Annotated in this window: 13 protein-coding genes; 5 read left to right on the top strand and 8 right to left on the bottom strand. The window is 67.4% G+C overall.

What is annotated here, in order from left to right:
- Nucleotides 1-178: 178 nt before the first annotated feature.
- Nucleotides 179-556 carry a hypothetical protein gene (locus tag ACIG5A_RS21840; protein ID WP_397242718.1) on the top strand — a complete coding sequence of 126 codons (378 nt, stop codon included), beginning with the start codon at nt 179-181 and terminating at the stop codon, nt 554-556.
- Between the two features lies 1 nt (nt 557).
- Here ACIG5A_RS21840 and ACIG5A_RS21835 read toward each other — a convergent pair whose 3' ends face one another.
- The 3 genes from ACIG5A_RS21835 to ACIG5A_RS21825 all read right to left on the bottom strand — a co-directional run bounded on the left by ACIG5A_RS21835 (nt 558) and on the right by ACIG5A_RS21825 (nt 3,961).
- Nucleotides 558-1,526 (bottom strand): o-succinylbenzoate synthase, encoded by a 969-nt coding sequence (locus tag ACIG5A_RS21835; RefSeq protein ID WP_397242716.1) that lies wholly within the window; start codon nt 1,524-1,526, stop codon nt 558-560.
- A 319-nt stretch (nt 1,527-1,845) separates the two neighbouring features.
- Nucleotides 1,846-2,604, bottom strand: a complete 759-nt coding sequence (locus ACIG5A_RS21830; protein WP_397242714.1) for an SDR family oxidoreductase — start codon at nt 2,602-2,604, stop codon at nt 1,846-1,848.
- 187 nt (nt 2,605-2,791) lie between these two features.
- Nucleotides 2,792-3,961 carry a thiolase family protein gene (locus ACIG5A_RS21825; protein WP_397242712.1) on the bottom strand — a complete coding sequence of 390 codons (1,170 nt, stop codon included), beginning with the start codon at nt 3,959-3,961 and terminating at the stop codon, nt 2,792-2,794.
- Between the two features lie 101 nt (nt 3,962-4,062).
- Here ACIG5A_RS21825 and ACIG5A_RS21820 point away from each other — a divergent pair, with 101 nt between their 5' ends.
- Complete coding sequence (locus ACIG5A_RS21820) at nt 4,063-4,578, top strand: winged helix-turn-helix transcriptional regulator (protein WP_397242710.1); 516 nt, start codon at nt 4,063-4,065, stop codon at nt 4,576-4,578.
- Between the two features lie 114 nt (nt 4,579-4,692).
- Here the strand turns inward: ACIG5A_RS21820 and ACIG5A_RS21815 are convergent, their stop codons facing one another.
- The 5 genes from ACIG5A_RS21815 to ACIG5A_RS21795 all read right to left on the bottom strand — a co-directional run bounded on the left by ACIG5A_RS21815 (nt 4,693) and on the right by ACIG5A_RS21795 (nt 10,429).
- Nucleotides 4,693-5,775: an ABC transporter ATP-binding protein gene (locus ACIG5A_RS21815; protein ID WP_397242708.1), complete on the bottom strand. Its 1,083-nt coding sequence runs from the start codon at nt 5,773-5,775 to the stop codon at nt 4,693-4,695.
- 112 nt (nt 5,776-5,887) lie between these two features.
- Entirely contained in the window at nt 5,888-7,336 is a 1,449-nt protein-coding gene (locus ACIG5A_RS21810; protein WP_397242706.1) for an MFS transporter, read from the bottom strand.
- Nucleotides 7,337-7,351: 15 nt separating this feature from the next.
- Complete coding sequence (locus ACIG5A_RS21805; RefSeq protein WP_397242704.1) at nt 7,352-8,200, bottom strand: acyl-CoA thioesterase domain-containing protein; 849 nt, start codon at nt 8,198-8,200, stop codon at nt 7,352-7,354.
- Nucleotides 8,201-8,209: 9 nt separating this feature from the next.
- Complete coding sequence (locus tag ACIG5A_RS21800; protein WP_397242702.1) at nt 8,210-9,487, bottom strand: NAD(P)/FAD-dependent oxidoreductase; 1,278 nt, start codon at nt 9,485-9,487, stop codon at nt 8,210-8,212.
- Nucleotides 9,488-9,517: 30 nt separating this feature from the next.
- Complete coding sequence (locus ACIG5A_RS21795; protein ID WP_397242700.1) at nt 9,518-10,429, bottom strand: TauD/TfdA dioxygenase family protein; 912 nt, start codon at nt 10,427-10,429, stop codon at nt 9,518-9,520.
- 241 nt (nt 10,430-10,670) lie between these two features.
- Between ACIG5A_RS21795 and ACIG5A_RS21790 the strand changes: the two genes are divergently transcribed.
- The 3 genes from ACIG5A_RS21790 (at nt 10,671) to ACIG5A_RS21780 (ending at nt 14,162) form a co-directional block, all read left to right on the top strand.
- Nucleotides 10,671-11,450 (top strand): LLM class F420-dependent oxidoreductase, encoded by a 780-nt coding sequence (locus ACIG5A_RS21790; RefSeq protein WP_397242697.1) that lies wholly within the window; start codon nt 10,671-10,673, stop codon nt 11,448-11,450.
- Nucleotides 11,451-11,643: 193 nt separating this feature from the next.
- Nucleotides 11,644-13,434: an ABC transporter substrate-binding protein/permease gene (locus ACIG5A_RS21785; protein WP_397242695.1), complete on the top strand. Its 1,791-nt coding sequence runs from the start codon at nt 11,644-11,646 to the stop codon at nt 13,432-13,434.
- Nucleotides 13,435-13,436: 2 nt separating this feature from the next.
- A complete protein-coding gene (locus ACIG5A_RS21780; RefSeq protein ID WP_397242693.1) occupies nt 13,437-14,162 on the top strand; it encodes an amino acid ABC transporter ATP-binding protein in 726 nt (241 codons plus the stop codon).
- The last annotated feature ends 118 nt before the right edge of the window (nt 14,163-14,280 follow it).

Here is a 14,280-nt window from a genome sequence, read left to right as displayed (position 1 = left end):
GTGGCCGGGGGTGTTGCGGATCGCTTGTGGTGCGCGGAAGTGGTCCGGGTGTGGTGGCGCGGCGAGTGGGAGCTCGGGGCCGGGGCGTTGCGGATTGTGGGCGGTGCGCGAAATACGTACGTGGACTGAGCAATTCCGCTCGGTCGGTCGATAGTACGAGCGGGGGAACGTGGCGGGCATGGGGGAATCGGAGAGTGGGACGCATGCGGCGCAGCCGGTGCGGGCGGGGGATATCGGCGTTGCGGTGCTGCTCTACGTCGTGGCGTTGGGGCTTGCCGTGCTGGCCTACTGCGGGCTGGTGATCGTGTCGATCGCGACGATCGAATGTGGTCCCCACCATTGCAATCCGGGAATGATCGATCTCGGCTGGGGGATCCCGATCGTGAGCAGCGTGGCCGCGCTGATCGGTTCGGCGGCCATGATGTTCCGTGCCGCGCGTCGGCGCACCATTGCCTGGATCTGGCCATTGGCCGCCATCGCGATCATCGTCGCGACGTTCTTTCTCGGCGCGTATCTGATCGATAGTGGCGTCCCGCCGCCCGAATGGAAGAAGTGAACTACTCGGATATCAGCCGCTGGACGCGATCGAATCGCTGCTGCCACCAGGTAACTCGGTCCGGGTCGGGGTGGCGGTAGCGTTCGAGCAGCGCCGGATCGGGGACCGGTGGGCCGCTCGGGACGGGGAGGTAGCCGTCGACCTGGCGCAGGGAATCGGTGACGAGGTCGCCGTCCAGGAGGGACAAAGTTCCCAGCCCGCAGGCGAATTCGAGCTCGGGGAGCGCGGCGGCGAGTGCCAGCTGGGCGGCCAGGCCGATGCTGGTTTCCAGGGCGGAGGACACCACGCACGGCAGTCCGGCGGCCTCGGCGACCTGGAGGGCTCTGCGCACCCCGCCGAGCGGTGTGCATTTGAGGACGGCGATATCGGCGGCGCCCGCCACCGCGACGCGCAGCGGATCCTCGGCGCGGCGGATGGATTCGTCGGCGGCGATGCGCACCGCCACGCGGCGGCGGACCGCGGCCAGTTCCTCGATGGTGCGGCACGGCTGCTCGACGTACTCCAAACCGCCTGCGGCCTTGTCGAGTTGGTTGATCCGGGTGACGGCGGTGTCCACATCCCACACCGCGTTCGCGTCCACGCGAACCGCGCCGCCGGGACCGAGCGCGTCCCGCACCGCCTCGACCCTGGCCAGATCCTCGGCCAGCGAATCGGGATGGTCGGCGATCTTCACCTTGGCGGTGCGGCAACCGGAACCGGCGACAATGGCGTGCGCCTGCTCCGGACCGACCGCGGGCACAGTGCAATTGATGGGAATGCGATCACGCACCGGCGCGGGCCAACCCACGGTGACCTGCTCGACCGCGGTGGCCAGCCAGGACGCGGCCTCCCGGTCGTCGTACTCGGGGAAGGGACAGAACTCCCCCCATCCGAGCGGCCCCTCGAACACCATCCCCTCGCGCAAGGTGATCCCGCGGAACCTCGTCCGCATCGGAATGGCGTACACAACGCTGCTCACGGGATCACTCATCGCCGCCAGCGTAATCCGGTCCTTCGACTGCGCGCATCGCGCGGCCTCACCTGGCCGTCACTGTCATCTCGTCGGTGTCGGCCGTTTCGGATCGTGCGTGGTGCAGGGCTCGCTCGCCGTTGCATCGTGGTGCTGGCCGTTCCGATTGCGTGCGGTGCGGGGTGTGGTTGCCGTTGTGTTGTGGTTTAGGCCGTTTGGATTGTGTGTGGCAGCGCCGCCGCTGTGGGCTGGGGACTGGGCGATGCCGAGCGTGTAGTTCTGGTCGGCGCACCGGCGGATGCGGCCGCTGCCGCGCATTCGGCCGCCGCTGCCGCTGACTTCAAATCGCTTGGGCGAGGAAGGCTTCGAAGGTGCGGTGGCCGTGAGTGGCGCCTTCGAGGGCGAGGTTTTCGCCTGCGCGGTAGGCGCGGCCGATCTTGCCGGGGACCGGGACAGGGAGCAGGAGGCGCCGCTTGCCGGTGGCGTGGAGGTAGGTGCGGATCAGGTCGGGCAGCGTGTAGACCTTGGGGCCCGCGATATCGGGGACGCGGCCAGCGGGCTCGGCAAGTGCGAGCTCTACCAGGCGGGCGGCCACCTCGGCGGTTTCGACCGGCTGGGCGCGGAAGACGCCGGGTGCGGGCACGATCGGCAGCTTCGCCATCGTCTGCACGACTTTCAGTGTGAGGTCGTGGAATTGGGCCGCGCGCAGGACGGTGAACGGGATACCCGATTCGAGGATCGCGCGCTCGGCGCCGAGCTTGGCCTTGAAGTAGCCGAGCGGCACGGTGTCCTCGCCGATGACGCCGATGTACACGATGTGCCGCACACCGGTGGCCTTGGCGGCCTTCACCAGGTTGCGGGTCGCCGCCTCGTCGTTCTTGGCGTCGCCTGCCAGGTGCACGACCGTCTCGATGCCCGCCAGCGCGGCCTCGATGCCCTGGTCGTTCAGCAGGTCGGCGGCGGCGTAGGTGATGCCGTCCGCGCCATCGCGCGCCGTGCGGGTGAGGATGCGTACTTCGCGGCCCGCGGCGCGCAGCAACGGCACGACGTGTGTGCCCAGCGTGCCGGTGCCACCGGTAACCAGAATGGGTGTGGTCATTGTTGTCACTCCTCGTCCGGGCCGGGAGTTCGTTCCTCGGCCGCCTCAGCAGGTCTTCACCGCATTAGACGATGCGGAACCCCGAAGGTGTGACAGCGCAGACCTCGGTGTTCCCCGGATCACAGCGCGGAGTGAGTAGTCGGTGCGGCACCCGCCTCGCCAGTCGGGTGCCGCCCGGCTCGAACGGTTAAATCCGTTCGAGGATCATGGCGTTCGCCAGACCGCCTGCCTCGCACATGGTTTGCAGGCCGTAGCGCGCGCCGCGGTCCTGCATGGCGTGCACCAGGGTGGTGGCCAGGCGGGCGCCGGAGGCGCCGAGCGGATGGCCGATGGCGATCGCGCCGCCGTTGACGTTGACCCTGCTCATATCGGCGCCGGTCTCCTGCGCCCAGGCCAGCACGACCGGGGAGAATGCCTCGTTGATCTCGACCAGGTCGATATCGGCGATCCGCAGCCCGGCGCGGTCGAGCACCTTCTTGGTGGCCGGGATCGGCGCGGTGAGCATGAGCAGCGGATCGTCGCCGACCACCGCGAAGCTGTGCAGCCTGGCCAGCGGCTTCAGGCCGAGCTGCTTCGCCTTCTCGCTGGTCATGATCAGCACCGCCGCGCTGCCGTCGCTGACCTGGCTCGCGGTGGCCGCGGTGATCTCCCAGCCGATCTGCGGGAACCGCTCGGCCATCGCCGGGTCGTAGTAGGCGGGCTTCAGCTTGGCCAGTGTCTCGAGTGTGCTGCCGACGCGGATGCCCTCGTCGGTCTCCAACCCGTTGATCGGGGCGAGTTCGCGGGCGAACAGGCCGTTCTTCGTTGCCAGCGCGGCCTTTTCGTGGCTGCCGAGCGCGAATTCGTCCAGCTGGCTCCTGGTGAGGCCCCACTTGGCGGCGATCAGCTCGGCGCTGATGCCCTGTCCGACAAGGCCGTCCGGGTAGCGGGCGGCGAAGCCGGCACCCGAGGGATCCTCGGAGCCGATCAGGTTGGCGCCCATGGGCAGCCGGCCCATCGATTCGACACCGCCGGCGACGACGATGTCGTACGCGCCGGAGATGACGCCCTGTGCGGCGAAGTGGATAGCCTGCTGGCTGCTGCCGCATTGCCGGTCGACGGTGGTCGCGGGCACGGATTCGGGGAATCCGGCGGCCAGCGCGGCGCGGCGGGTCATATTGAGGCCCTGCTCGCCGATCTGGGTGACGACGCCCGCGATGACATCGTCGATGAGTACGGGATCGATGCCGCTGCGGGCCACCACCTCGCGCAGGCTGTGTGCGAGCAGGTCCACCGCGTTCACGTTGTGCAGGGCTCCGTTGGGCTTGCCCTTGCCGATCGGCGTGCGTACCGCCTCGACGATCACCGCGTCCCTCATGGGTACTTCCTTTCCGACCGCGAGCCCGGCCGCTTCGCCTGGCTCTATCAACACATAGTCAGCTTACACCTGACCTTAGTTTGGGCAAGTCAGGCCGAGCTATGATGTGTGTCATGGCAGCAGTGATGGAAGGACCCCTGGCGGATCTGAGCTCGTGGAAACCGACGGAATGCTCGATCGCCAAGGCGATGGAACTGGTCGGCACCCGATCGGCCATCCTCATCCTGCGCGAGGCCTATTACGGCACAACGCGCTTCGACGGTTTCGCCGCGCGGGTCGGCATCACCGACGCCGCCGCCGCGACGCAGTTGCGCAAGCTCACCGACGCGGGCCTGCTCACCAAGCAGCCGTATCAGGAGGAGGGCAAGCGCACCAGGCACGAATACGTGCTGACCGAGATGGGCCTCGGACTACTGCCCGCGGTGCTCGCGCTCATGCAGTGGGGTGATGCCTACCTGCAGCAGGGACCGCCGCCGCTACTGCTGGTCGAGGAGGCGACCGGCGCGCCGGTGCGCGTCGAGATCCGCAGCGCCACCGGCAACGAGATCGCGCTCGACGAGCTCGGCGTCCGGTTGAACGAGGAATACAAGGCCAAGCGCCGCCGCGCCAAGGCATGAACCAGCGCCGCCGCGCCAAGGCATGAACCAGCCAGCTGGATCTCCCCGGCCACTGGCTCGCCGAGTCTGCGAACAGGGCGCCCGATCGCGCGCCCTGTTCGGCTGTGGGCGTAATCAGTTGAGACGGCGCCCGTCGACGGCGGAGAAGAAGTAGGTGTGGTCGGCGTCGGTGGACAGCCGCACCCTGGTGCCCTTCGACGGCGGGTTGCGCCAATCCGCCCGCGCCACGATGGTCTCCCCGGCGCCGTTGGCCAGTCCGTTGGCCGTGGTGCGGCCGTAGATGTAGGCGTCGGAGCCGAGTTCCTCCACCACGTCGACCTCCATTTCGACACCGGCGCCGCCGATTTCGAGATGTTCGGGCCGGATGCCGACCACCACGGAACCCTCGGCCGCGTCGGCGACCGAGCGCGGCACCGGCAGTGCGTGACCGCCGAGCGAGACGCTGCCGTTCTCGACCGGCAGCGTGAACATGTTCATGGCGGGCGAGCCCATGAAGCCCGCGACGAACGCGTTGGCCGGATCGCGGTACAGGTCGCGCGGGGTCGCGCACTGCTGCAGCAGGCCGTCCTTGAGCACGGCGACCCGGTCGCCCATGGTCATCGCCTCGACCTGGTCGTGCGTGACGTACACGGTGGTGGTGCCGAGGCGGCGCTGCAGCTGCGCGATCTGGGTGCGGGTCTGCACGCGCAGCTTCGCGTCCAGGTTCGACAGCGGCTCGTCCATCAGGAACACCTGCGGCTGGCGCACGATCGCCCGGCCCATCGCGACGCGCTGGCGCTGACCGCCGGACAGCGCCTTCGGCTTGCGGTCCAGGTACGGCTCCAGATCGAGCAGCTTGGCCGCCTCGAGTACCCGCTTCTCCTTCTCCGCCTTGGCGACCTTGGCCAGCTTGAGCGCGAAGCCCATGTTCTCGGCGACGGTCATGTGCGGGTAGAGCGCGTAGTTCTGGAACACCATCGCGATATCGCGTTCCTTGGGCTCCGCGTGCGTGACGTCGTTGGCGCCGATCAGGATTCGGCCACCGTTGACGTCCTCCAGCCCCGCGAGCATGCGCAGCGAGGTCGACTTGCCGCAGCCGGAGGGGCCGACGAGAACGAGGAATTCGCCGTCCGCGATCTCCAGATTCAACTGGTCGACAGCGGGTTTGGTGGCGCCGGCGTAGAGCCGGGTAGCGCGGTCGAAGGTCACCGTAGCCATGGCAGAATCACATCCCATCCCGGCAGGAACGTGCCGGACGATCCGAGTAAGGGTTTCGGCGATACTACTGGATCTGCGCGATTCGTGGGCGATCTGCTCGAGTTCGATCGTGCTATCGCTTGACCGGCGCGGCCGAATTCGTTGTGCGCAGCGGAATCTCCTCGACGAGGAAGGAGATCGCGAAGCCGATCGCGCAGATGATCGTGGTCACCAGGAACACCCGGCCGATGCCGGTGGCGAAGCTGTCGAGGTAGCTTGCGCCCTCGCCGCGGTCGTGGCCGCGCACCGCCTGGGCGAACAGTGCACCGGACAGCGCGAGCCCGACGGAGCCGCCCATGGTCCGGAACAGGGTGGTCACGCCGGTGGCGGCGCCGATATCGGCGAGGCCGACGCTGTTCTGGGCAATGGTGACGGTGAGCTGCATCGTGCACCCGAGCCCGATGCCGAGCATGGCCATGGCCAGCGCGAGGATCGGACGACCGGTATGCGCGTCGACCATGGCGAGCAGCGCCGCGCCGCTGGTTCCGGCCAGCCCGCCGAGCACGAAGAAAATCTTGTACCGGCCCGTCGCGCTCATCAGTTTTCCGGTGAGGTGGGAGACCAGCACCAGCGGGATCATCATCGGAAGCAGCAGCAGTCCGGAGTTGGCCGCGGAAAGTCCCTGCACCGTCTGCTGGAACAGCGGCAGGTACAGCGTCGCGCTGAACATCGTCACCCCGACGACCAGCGCCGTCAGCGTGGTCACGACCATGGTCCGGCTGCCGAAGAACCGCAGCGGTAGCACCGGTTCCCTGGCGCGGCGTTCGACGACCAGAAACGCGCCGAGTCCGGCGATCGCCGCGGCGGCCGCACCGAGAATCGGCGGGGATAGCCACGGGTATTCGACACCGCCCCAACTGACGATCAGGACGAGTGCGGTCACGGTGACGGCGAGAGTCGCGCTGCCCCAGTAGTCGATTCGCACCGGCCTGCGCTGGCTCGGCAGGTCGAGCAGCCACCAGGTCCACGCGATCGCCAGCAGCCCGAGCGGGATATTGACCAGGAACGCCCACCGCCAGCTCAGCGTCTCACTGATGACACCGCCCAGCAGCGGACCGCCGATGATGCCGATGGCCATGGTGCTCGCGATCATGCCCTGGTAGCGGCCGCGTTCGCGCGGGGCGACGAGCGCGCCGATGATCGCCGAGGCATTCACCACGATGCCGCCCGCGCCGAGACCCTGCAGCGCGCGGAACGCGATCAGCGCCGCCATCGACCAGGCCAGGCCCGCGAGCAGTGAGCCGGTGAGGAAGAGCGCGATGGCGGTGAGGAAGACAGATTTCCGATGCCACCAGTCGCCGAGCTTGCCCCACACCGGCGTCGACACCGCGAACAGCAGCGTGTAGACGATGACCACCCACGCCGCCTGCGCCAGCCCGCCGAGCTGAGCCACGATCCTCGGCATCGCGGTGCCGACCACCGCGGTGTCGAGCATGGCGAGCAGCATGGCGAGCAGTGCGCCGACGATCACCAGCCGCACCGGGCGCCGGGCGGTCGGTGGTGGCGGGATCGTCGCGGACATCGTTGGTGCCGTGCGCTATTCGACGGACTGCGGGAAGCGCGTCGTCAATCCGGGCGTGACGTTGCCGTGCAGATCCAGCTGCTGCCGTTCGCCCGCTATCGCGCTGACCGTCGACGTGGCGATCGGTCCGTCCGCGTCGTACAGGGTCGCCGAGCAGGCCGCGATGCCGTCCGCGCTGAGGTGGTCGTCGGCCTCGATCCCCATTTCGGTGCTCGACGGCAGCCGGGCGAACACCATCGACACATCGATGTTGATGTAGCCGACGCCGCCGGATCCCCAGTTGGCGACGAAGCTGGCCTGCTCGCCGAGTATCGCGGCGACCACGAACGGTGTCGGCGCCTCGCCGTCGATCAGCGTTATCCGCCGCAGCCACGTGCGTTTGCGGGAACTGTCGTGATGATCGCGCATGCTCGTCGACCAGCCGGACGCGTGCCCGTCGCTGCCGAACAGCGGTTTTCCCGGATCGGGGAAGTCGGGGCCGCCGGTGGCCGGAATCGGTCGCGCGCGATGGCCGGACCACACGATTCCCGGCGGCTGCGCGGACTTGCGCAGCAGTACCAGCCTGGCCCGCGCGGCGGGCCGCCCATCGGCGTATACCGTCGCCTCGGCCGACCGTAATCGCTTGCCGTCCCGGATGATCCGGCTCCCGACCGTCAGCGGACGGGCAGGCACCGGCCGATGCAATTCCACGTCGAACCTGCCGGGGACGAATTCCGGTGCGAAACAGTTCGTTTCGAACTCCCTGGCGACCAGGCCGCAGATCGGCGGGCCGGACAGCGCGCGCTCGGACCACAAACTGAGTGCCTGGGCAGCGGGCACGAAGTACCCGTTCTCGGTGGTGAAGAACACCGGCGTGCTACTCATGCCACCTCGCTATTCCGCCGCGCTCAGAATCCGCTGGGCGATACGCTCTTTCAGCAGCGCGTACTGCTGCTTCTCGTCCTCGGTGGCGAACAGGCCGTTCAATCCCGACATGACGGTGACGAAATCCCTGATGCGGGGCCGCAATCGGTCCGGATCGATGATGTCCTGCGCCTTGGCCCAATAGTCCTCCTTGTGGTGCTTCGTTTCGTAGAAGAAGCGGACGAAGGTCAGGATCTGCGTGATGACCCGCCGATAGTTCTCCTCGTACCGGTTCATCGCGGCCGCGCCCGCTGCCGGATCGGTGAGCGTCGTATCGACCGCGGCGACCAGCCCGCGCGCCGCGCGCAGCCCGAGCGTCATCCCGGTGGACAGCAGCGGATCGACGAACGCGGCCGCGTCGCCGACCAGCGCCCAGCCGCTGCCGTGGATGCGGTCGCAGGTGTAGGACCAGTCCTTGGTGTTGCGGAATTCGCTGGCGCGAAAGGCATGACGCAGCAGGCGGCTGACCTCGGTGGTCTCGGCCAGCTCCGCGTAGAACAGGTCGGCCATCTCCTGGCGTGACTTGCCGCTGCGCGCCATCTGCGAGACGTGCCCGACGCTCGTCGTGCCGTCGGACAGCGGGATGCACCAGAACCAGCCGTTGTCGGTGTGCTCGGTGACGATATCGCCGCGCTTGGTGCCCTCGTAGCGCTCGGCGCCCTGAAAATAGGCCCAGGTGGCCATGTTTCGGAAGTCCTCGTTCCAGGTGATCATGTCGAACCAGCGGCCGAAGACGGCTGCCTGGCCAGACGCGTCGACGGTGAAACGCGCACCGGCGGTGCACACGCCGGGTGCGGCGCGGGTGCCGTAGGAGACGCCGGTGACCCGGTCGCCGTCGAGTATCGGTGCGGCCACCGAGGCCTCCTCGATCACCTCGACGCCGAGTTCGCGGGCGCGGGCGAGCAGCAGCGCGTCGAAGTCGGCGCGGCGCAGCTGGAAGGCGTACTCGTACGGTGAGCCGTCCGCGAAGCGGAAATCCCAGGTGCCCTTGTCGGCGCCCCAGCGCAGTGTGCCGCCGTATTTCTTCACCGCGCCGCCGAGGTGCGGAATTCGGTCGAATATTCCCAGCTCCTCCAGCGCCGGTATCGCTCCGGTGAGCAGCGATTCACCGATGTGATAGCGCGGGAATTTCTGTTTCTCCAGCAGCAGGACCCGTCTGCCCTTCTTGGCCAGCAGCCCTGCGGTCGCCGAGCCGGCGGGCCCTCCGCCGATGACGATCACATCGTATTCATTGCCGACGTCGTTCATGACATATCTTTCTCGATGCGCGATCGGCGATCAGAGATCGGCCAGTGTTCGATCGTCATCGATGAGCACCCGCTCCAGCAGGCGTGGCTGATCACCGTAATTGGTCACCCCGTAGTGCACGGTCGACCTGTTGTCCCAGAATGCGACCGAATTCGGACGCCAGCTGAAACGCACCTGATATTCCGGTTTCCGATAGGCGTCGCTGATCCGGTTCAGTATTTCATTGCTCTCCGCCCGGTCCCTGCCGATGATCGAGGGATTGTGCGAATAGTTGACCCAGAGGATTTTCCGCCCGGTCTCCCGGTGCGTGCGGACCACCGGATGGGCGACGAGCGGATACATGAACCCGGCGGCGTTGAGCGCGAAGCGGAAGTCGTGCGCGACGTACGCGCGCTTCAGCCGGTCCTTCATGGGCTGTTCCAGCGATTCGTAGGCGAGGTTGGCGTCGACCCAGATGGTGTCGCCGCCGACCGGCGGCAGCGTCACCGCGCGCAGCACCGCGCCCCAGGCCGGGATCAGCCGCCAGCTGGTGTCGGTGTGGTAGCCGTCCCAGGACGGCCGCGACGAGCCCGAGGTGGGTTTCGTCGCCGCGGGATCGCCGTCGACGCGGTGCGCGCGGTCGCGATATTCGGCCGGGATGACATAGTCATCGAGCGCGACGCGATGCACGGCGGGGGTTTCCGGATGATCACTTCGGGAGATCGGATGGATATAGAGATTGCCGAATCGTGCGGCGAATCGGGCCTGCTGCCGATGATCAATATCCTGATCGCGGAAGAACAGGACTTTGTATTGCAATAGAAGTTCTTTGACGGCATCGCGTACTTCGTCATCGATGTCGCGCCGGAGATCGATGCCGGATATCTCCGCACCGATGGTCGGTTGCCACAGGGTGACGGTCATGCCCAATTCTTCGGCGCGCGTCATGGTAGCCGCGGTCATATTTCCCCTCGATTCATTCAGCGCGGAAACCGTGTCCAGCGCAGAATCTGTCATCGGTCGCCGCCGGTGCGGGCGACCGATTAACCGCTACTCATGGGATGTTATCAACTCGCACCGAGCCGGTCTATGACAAGTTCCAGTCGAAAATGTATATCCGCCTTGCCGGTTTAATGGCGTGCCGGATCCGTGTGCCGCCGGTAGCCTCGACCAGGGAATCTGCCCGAGCGACAAGGGAGCTCAGATGAATCGACCGGTTCGGATCGGTGTCCAGCTACAACCGCAGCACGCACCCAAGTACGGACTGATCCGCGATGCGGTGCTGCGGTCCGAGGACGCGGGTGTGGACATCGTCTTCAACTGGGACCACTTCTATCCGCTCTACGGCGATCCGGATGGCGCGCACTTCGAGTGCTGGACCATGCTGGCCGCCTTCGCCGAGCAGACCGAGCGGGTGGAGATCGGCGCGCTGGTCAGCGGCGGCGGCTACCGCAACCCGGACCTGCTCGCCGATATGGCGCGCACCGTCGACCACATCAGCGACGGCAGGCTGATCCTCGGCATCGGCGCGGGCTGGTTCCAGAAGGACTACGACCAGTACGGCTACGAATTCGGTACCGCGGGAACGCGTTTGGATCACCTGAAAACCGTGCTCGCACGCATCGATGCCAGGCTGAAGCAGCTCAACCCGGCGCCGACCCGCGATATCCCGATCCTGATCGGCGGCGGCGGTGTGAAGAAGACGCTGCGCCTCGTCGCCGAATACGGCGATATCTGGCACAGCTTCGCCGACCTCGATGTGCTCGCACAGAAGAACGCCATCCTCGCCGAGCACTGCGCCGCCGTCGGCCGCGACCAGGGCGAGATCGAGCGCTCTGTGGCATGGCCGGGCGTCGAGCAGGCGGCGGCGTTCGTCGCGGCGGGGGTCACCCTGTTCACCGTGGACACCGGCGGCCCCGAATACGACCTGACCGAGGTGCGGAACGCGGTGCGCTGGCGCGACAGTATCGCCGCCGGCGCCTGATCGCCCCAGGTGGGACGGGGCGTGACGTTGTTCACCGCCCCGTCGGGCGGATCGAGGCGGGGCACGGCGATCGATTCCCCGGCGCAGCGGGGAGAATACCGCGGCGGCAGGCGGCAGGCCGCCGTCACGACTCGATCAATTCCCGCTGACCGCAACTCTGGATTTGACCGCGGTCCGGGTTAGGTTGTCGATCATGGCTCGTTTGTCCGCTGTGCGCGCTGGTGCGCTGCTCGCCGTAGTCCTGCTCGCCGTCGGCCTGTCGGCGACGGGCTGCGGGTCCGGCGACGATTCGTCGAGCCGCGACCTATGTACCCCGCCCGGTCTGAGCGCCGCCTCCGCGGCGCCGACCAACCTGGCGTCCGCCGCGGCGGCGGGCAGCGACAAATACACCACCGCGTCCGTCGTCCCGCTGAACTCCATCGACGTGACCAAGCTCGGCCTGATCACGCCGGGCAAGCTCAGCGTCGGCACCCTCTCGGACGCGCCGCCGAGCATCTGCGTGAACTCGAAGGGCTCGTTCACCGGTTTCGACAACGAGCTGCTGAAGGCGGTGGCCGCCAAGCTCGGGTTGCAGGTGCAGTTCGCCGGTACCGAATTCGCCGGTCTGCTCGCCCAGGTCGCCGGTAACCGCTTCGATGTCGGCTCGTCGAATATCACCACCACGGACGCGCGCCGCCGGCTCGTCGGCTTCACCAATGGCTACGACTTCGGCTACTTCTCCCTCGTCCTGCCCAACGGCAGTGCCGTCAAAGGCTTTTCGGACCTGAACCGCGGCACCAGGATCGGCGTCGTCCAGGGCACCGTGCAGGACGAGTACGTGATCAACCAGCTGCACCTGGATCCGGTGAAGTTCCCGGACTACAACACCGCGTACGCGAACCTGAAGTCCGGCCAGATCGATGCGTGGGTCGCGCCGTCGGTGCAGGCCGAGGGCCTGGTCAAGCCGGGCGACGGCACGTCGGTGGCGCAGAACACCTTCAGCCTGGACAACTTCGTCGGCTGGGCGGTCGGCAAGAACAACCAGCCGCTGATCGACGCGCTCAACAGCGGCCTCGACGCGGTGATCGCCGACGGCACCTACGCCGCGCTCTACCGCGACTGGGTGCCGCGTGAGCTGCCGCCGGGCTGGAAGCCGGGCTCGAAAGCCGCCGCGCAGCCGCAGATGCCGGACTTCGCGGCGCTCGCGGCTCAGCAGAAGAAGTCGGACGACACGCCGCAGACCGCGCCGAAATCGACTGTCCAGCAACTGAAGGACACGTTCTTCGACTGGTCGCTGTACCGCAAGGCATTTCCCGATCTGTTCAAGACCGGTCTGCCGAATACCCTGATCCTCGCGCTGGTTTCGGGCGCGATCGGCACCGTGCTCGGCATGCTGCTCGCGGTGGCGGGCATCTCGCGCAGCCGCTGGTTGCGCTGGCCGGCCCGGGTGTACACCGATATCTTCCGCGGCCTGCCCGCCGTGGTGATCATCCTGATCATCGGGCTCGGCATCGGCCCGGTGGTCCGCGATATCACCGGCAACAATCCGTATTGGCTCGGCGCGCTCGCGCTCGCGCTGCTCTCCTCCGCCTATATCGGCGAGATCTTCCGCTCGGGTATCCAGTCCGTCGAGCCGGGACAGCTGGAGGCGGCGCGCGCGATCGGCTTCGGCTACCGGCAGGCCATGACGCTGGTGGTGATCCCGCAGGGTGTGCGCCGGGTGCTGCCCGCGCTGATGAACCAGTTCATCGCGCTGATCAAGGATTCGTCGCTGATCTACTTCCTCGGCCTGCTCGCCACCCAGCGCGAGCTGTTCGCGGTCGGCCGGGATCTCAACGCGCAGACCGGAAATCTCTCGCCGCTGGTCGCGGCGGGCCTGGTCTATCTGCTGCTGACCATCCCGCTGACGCACCTGGTCAACTACATCGACCGCCGGATGCGCACCGGCAGGCCCGACCGGCCCATCGACAAGCTCGAGCAGGCCACGATCACGGAAGGGCGCTGACAATGAGTGCATCCCTCACCGGCACCGGTCTGCATTTGCGGCTCGGCCACAATCAGGTGTTGCGCGGCATCGACATTCACGTCGACGCGGGCAAGACGAGCACCGTCATCGGCCCGTCCGGATCGGGTAAGTCGACGCTGCTGCGGGTACTGAACCGGCTGCACGAACCGGACAGGGGTGACGTGCTGCTGGACGGGAAGTCGGTGCTCACCGAGGATCCCGACCGGCTGCGTCAGCGGATCGGCATGGTGTTCCAGCACTTCAACCTGTTCCCGCACAAGACGGTCGCCGACAATGTCGCGCTCGGCCCGCGCAAACTGCGCGGGCTGTCCAAGGAGCAGGCGCGTGCGCTGGCGCTCGAGCAGCTCGAGGTGGTCGGCCTGCGGGACAAGGCCGATACCCGCCCGGCGAATCTGTCCGGCGGACAGCAGCAGCGGGTGGCGATCGCCCGCGCGCTCGCCATGAAGCCGGAGATCATGTTCTTCGACGAGGCCACCTCGGCGCTGGACCCGGAGCTGGTCAAGGGCGTGCTCGCGCTGATGGCCGAGCTGGCCTCCGGCGGTATGTCGATGATCGTGGTGACGCACGAAATGGGTTTCGCGCGCACGGTTTCCGACAATGTCGTGTTCATGGACGAGGGCCAGGTTGTGGAGACGGGGACGCCGGACGCGCTGTTCGACAATCCGCAGACGCCGCGGTTGCAGCGGTTCCTCTCCGAAGTGCTGTAACGCTTTCCGGCGGGTGACACGCGGCGCGCCATTGGCAACATGCAGGCATGCGCATCGGTTACTGTGTTCGATCGGCGGTACTCCCTGGTCACGGGAGCGCCCCGTGCTCGGCTCCACT

Source organism: Nocardia sp. NPDC052566 (genome assembly GCF_044547285.1).
GTDB lineage: Bacteria > Actinomycetota > Actinomycetes > Mycobacteriales > Mycobacteriaceae > Nocardia.
This window is presented reverse-complemented; position numbering and strand designations above follow the sequence as displayed.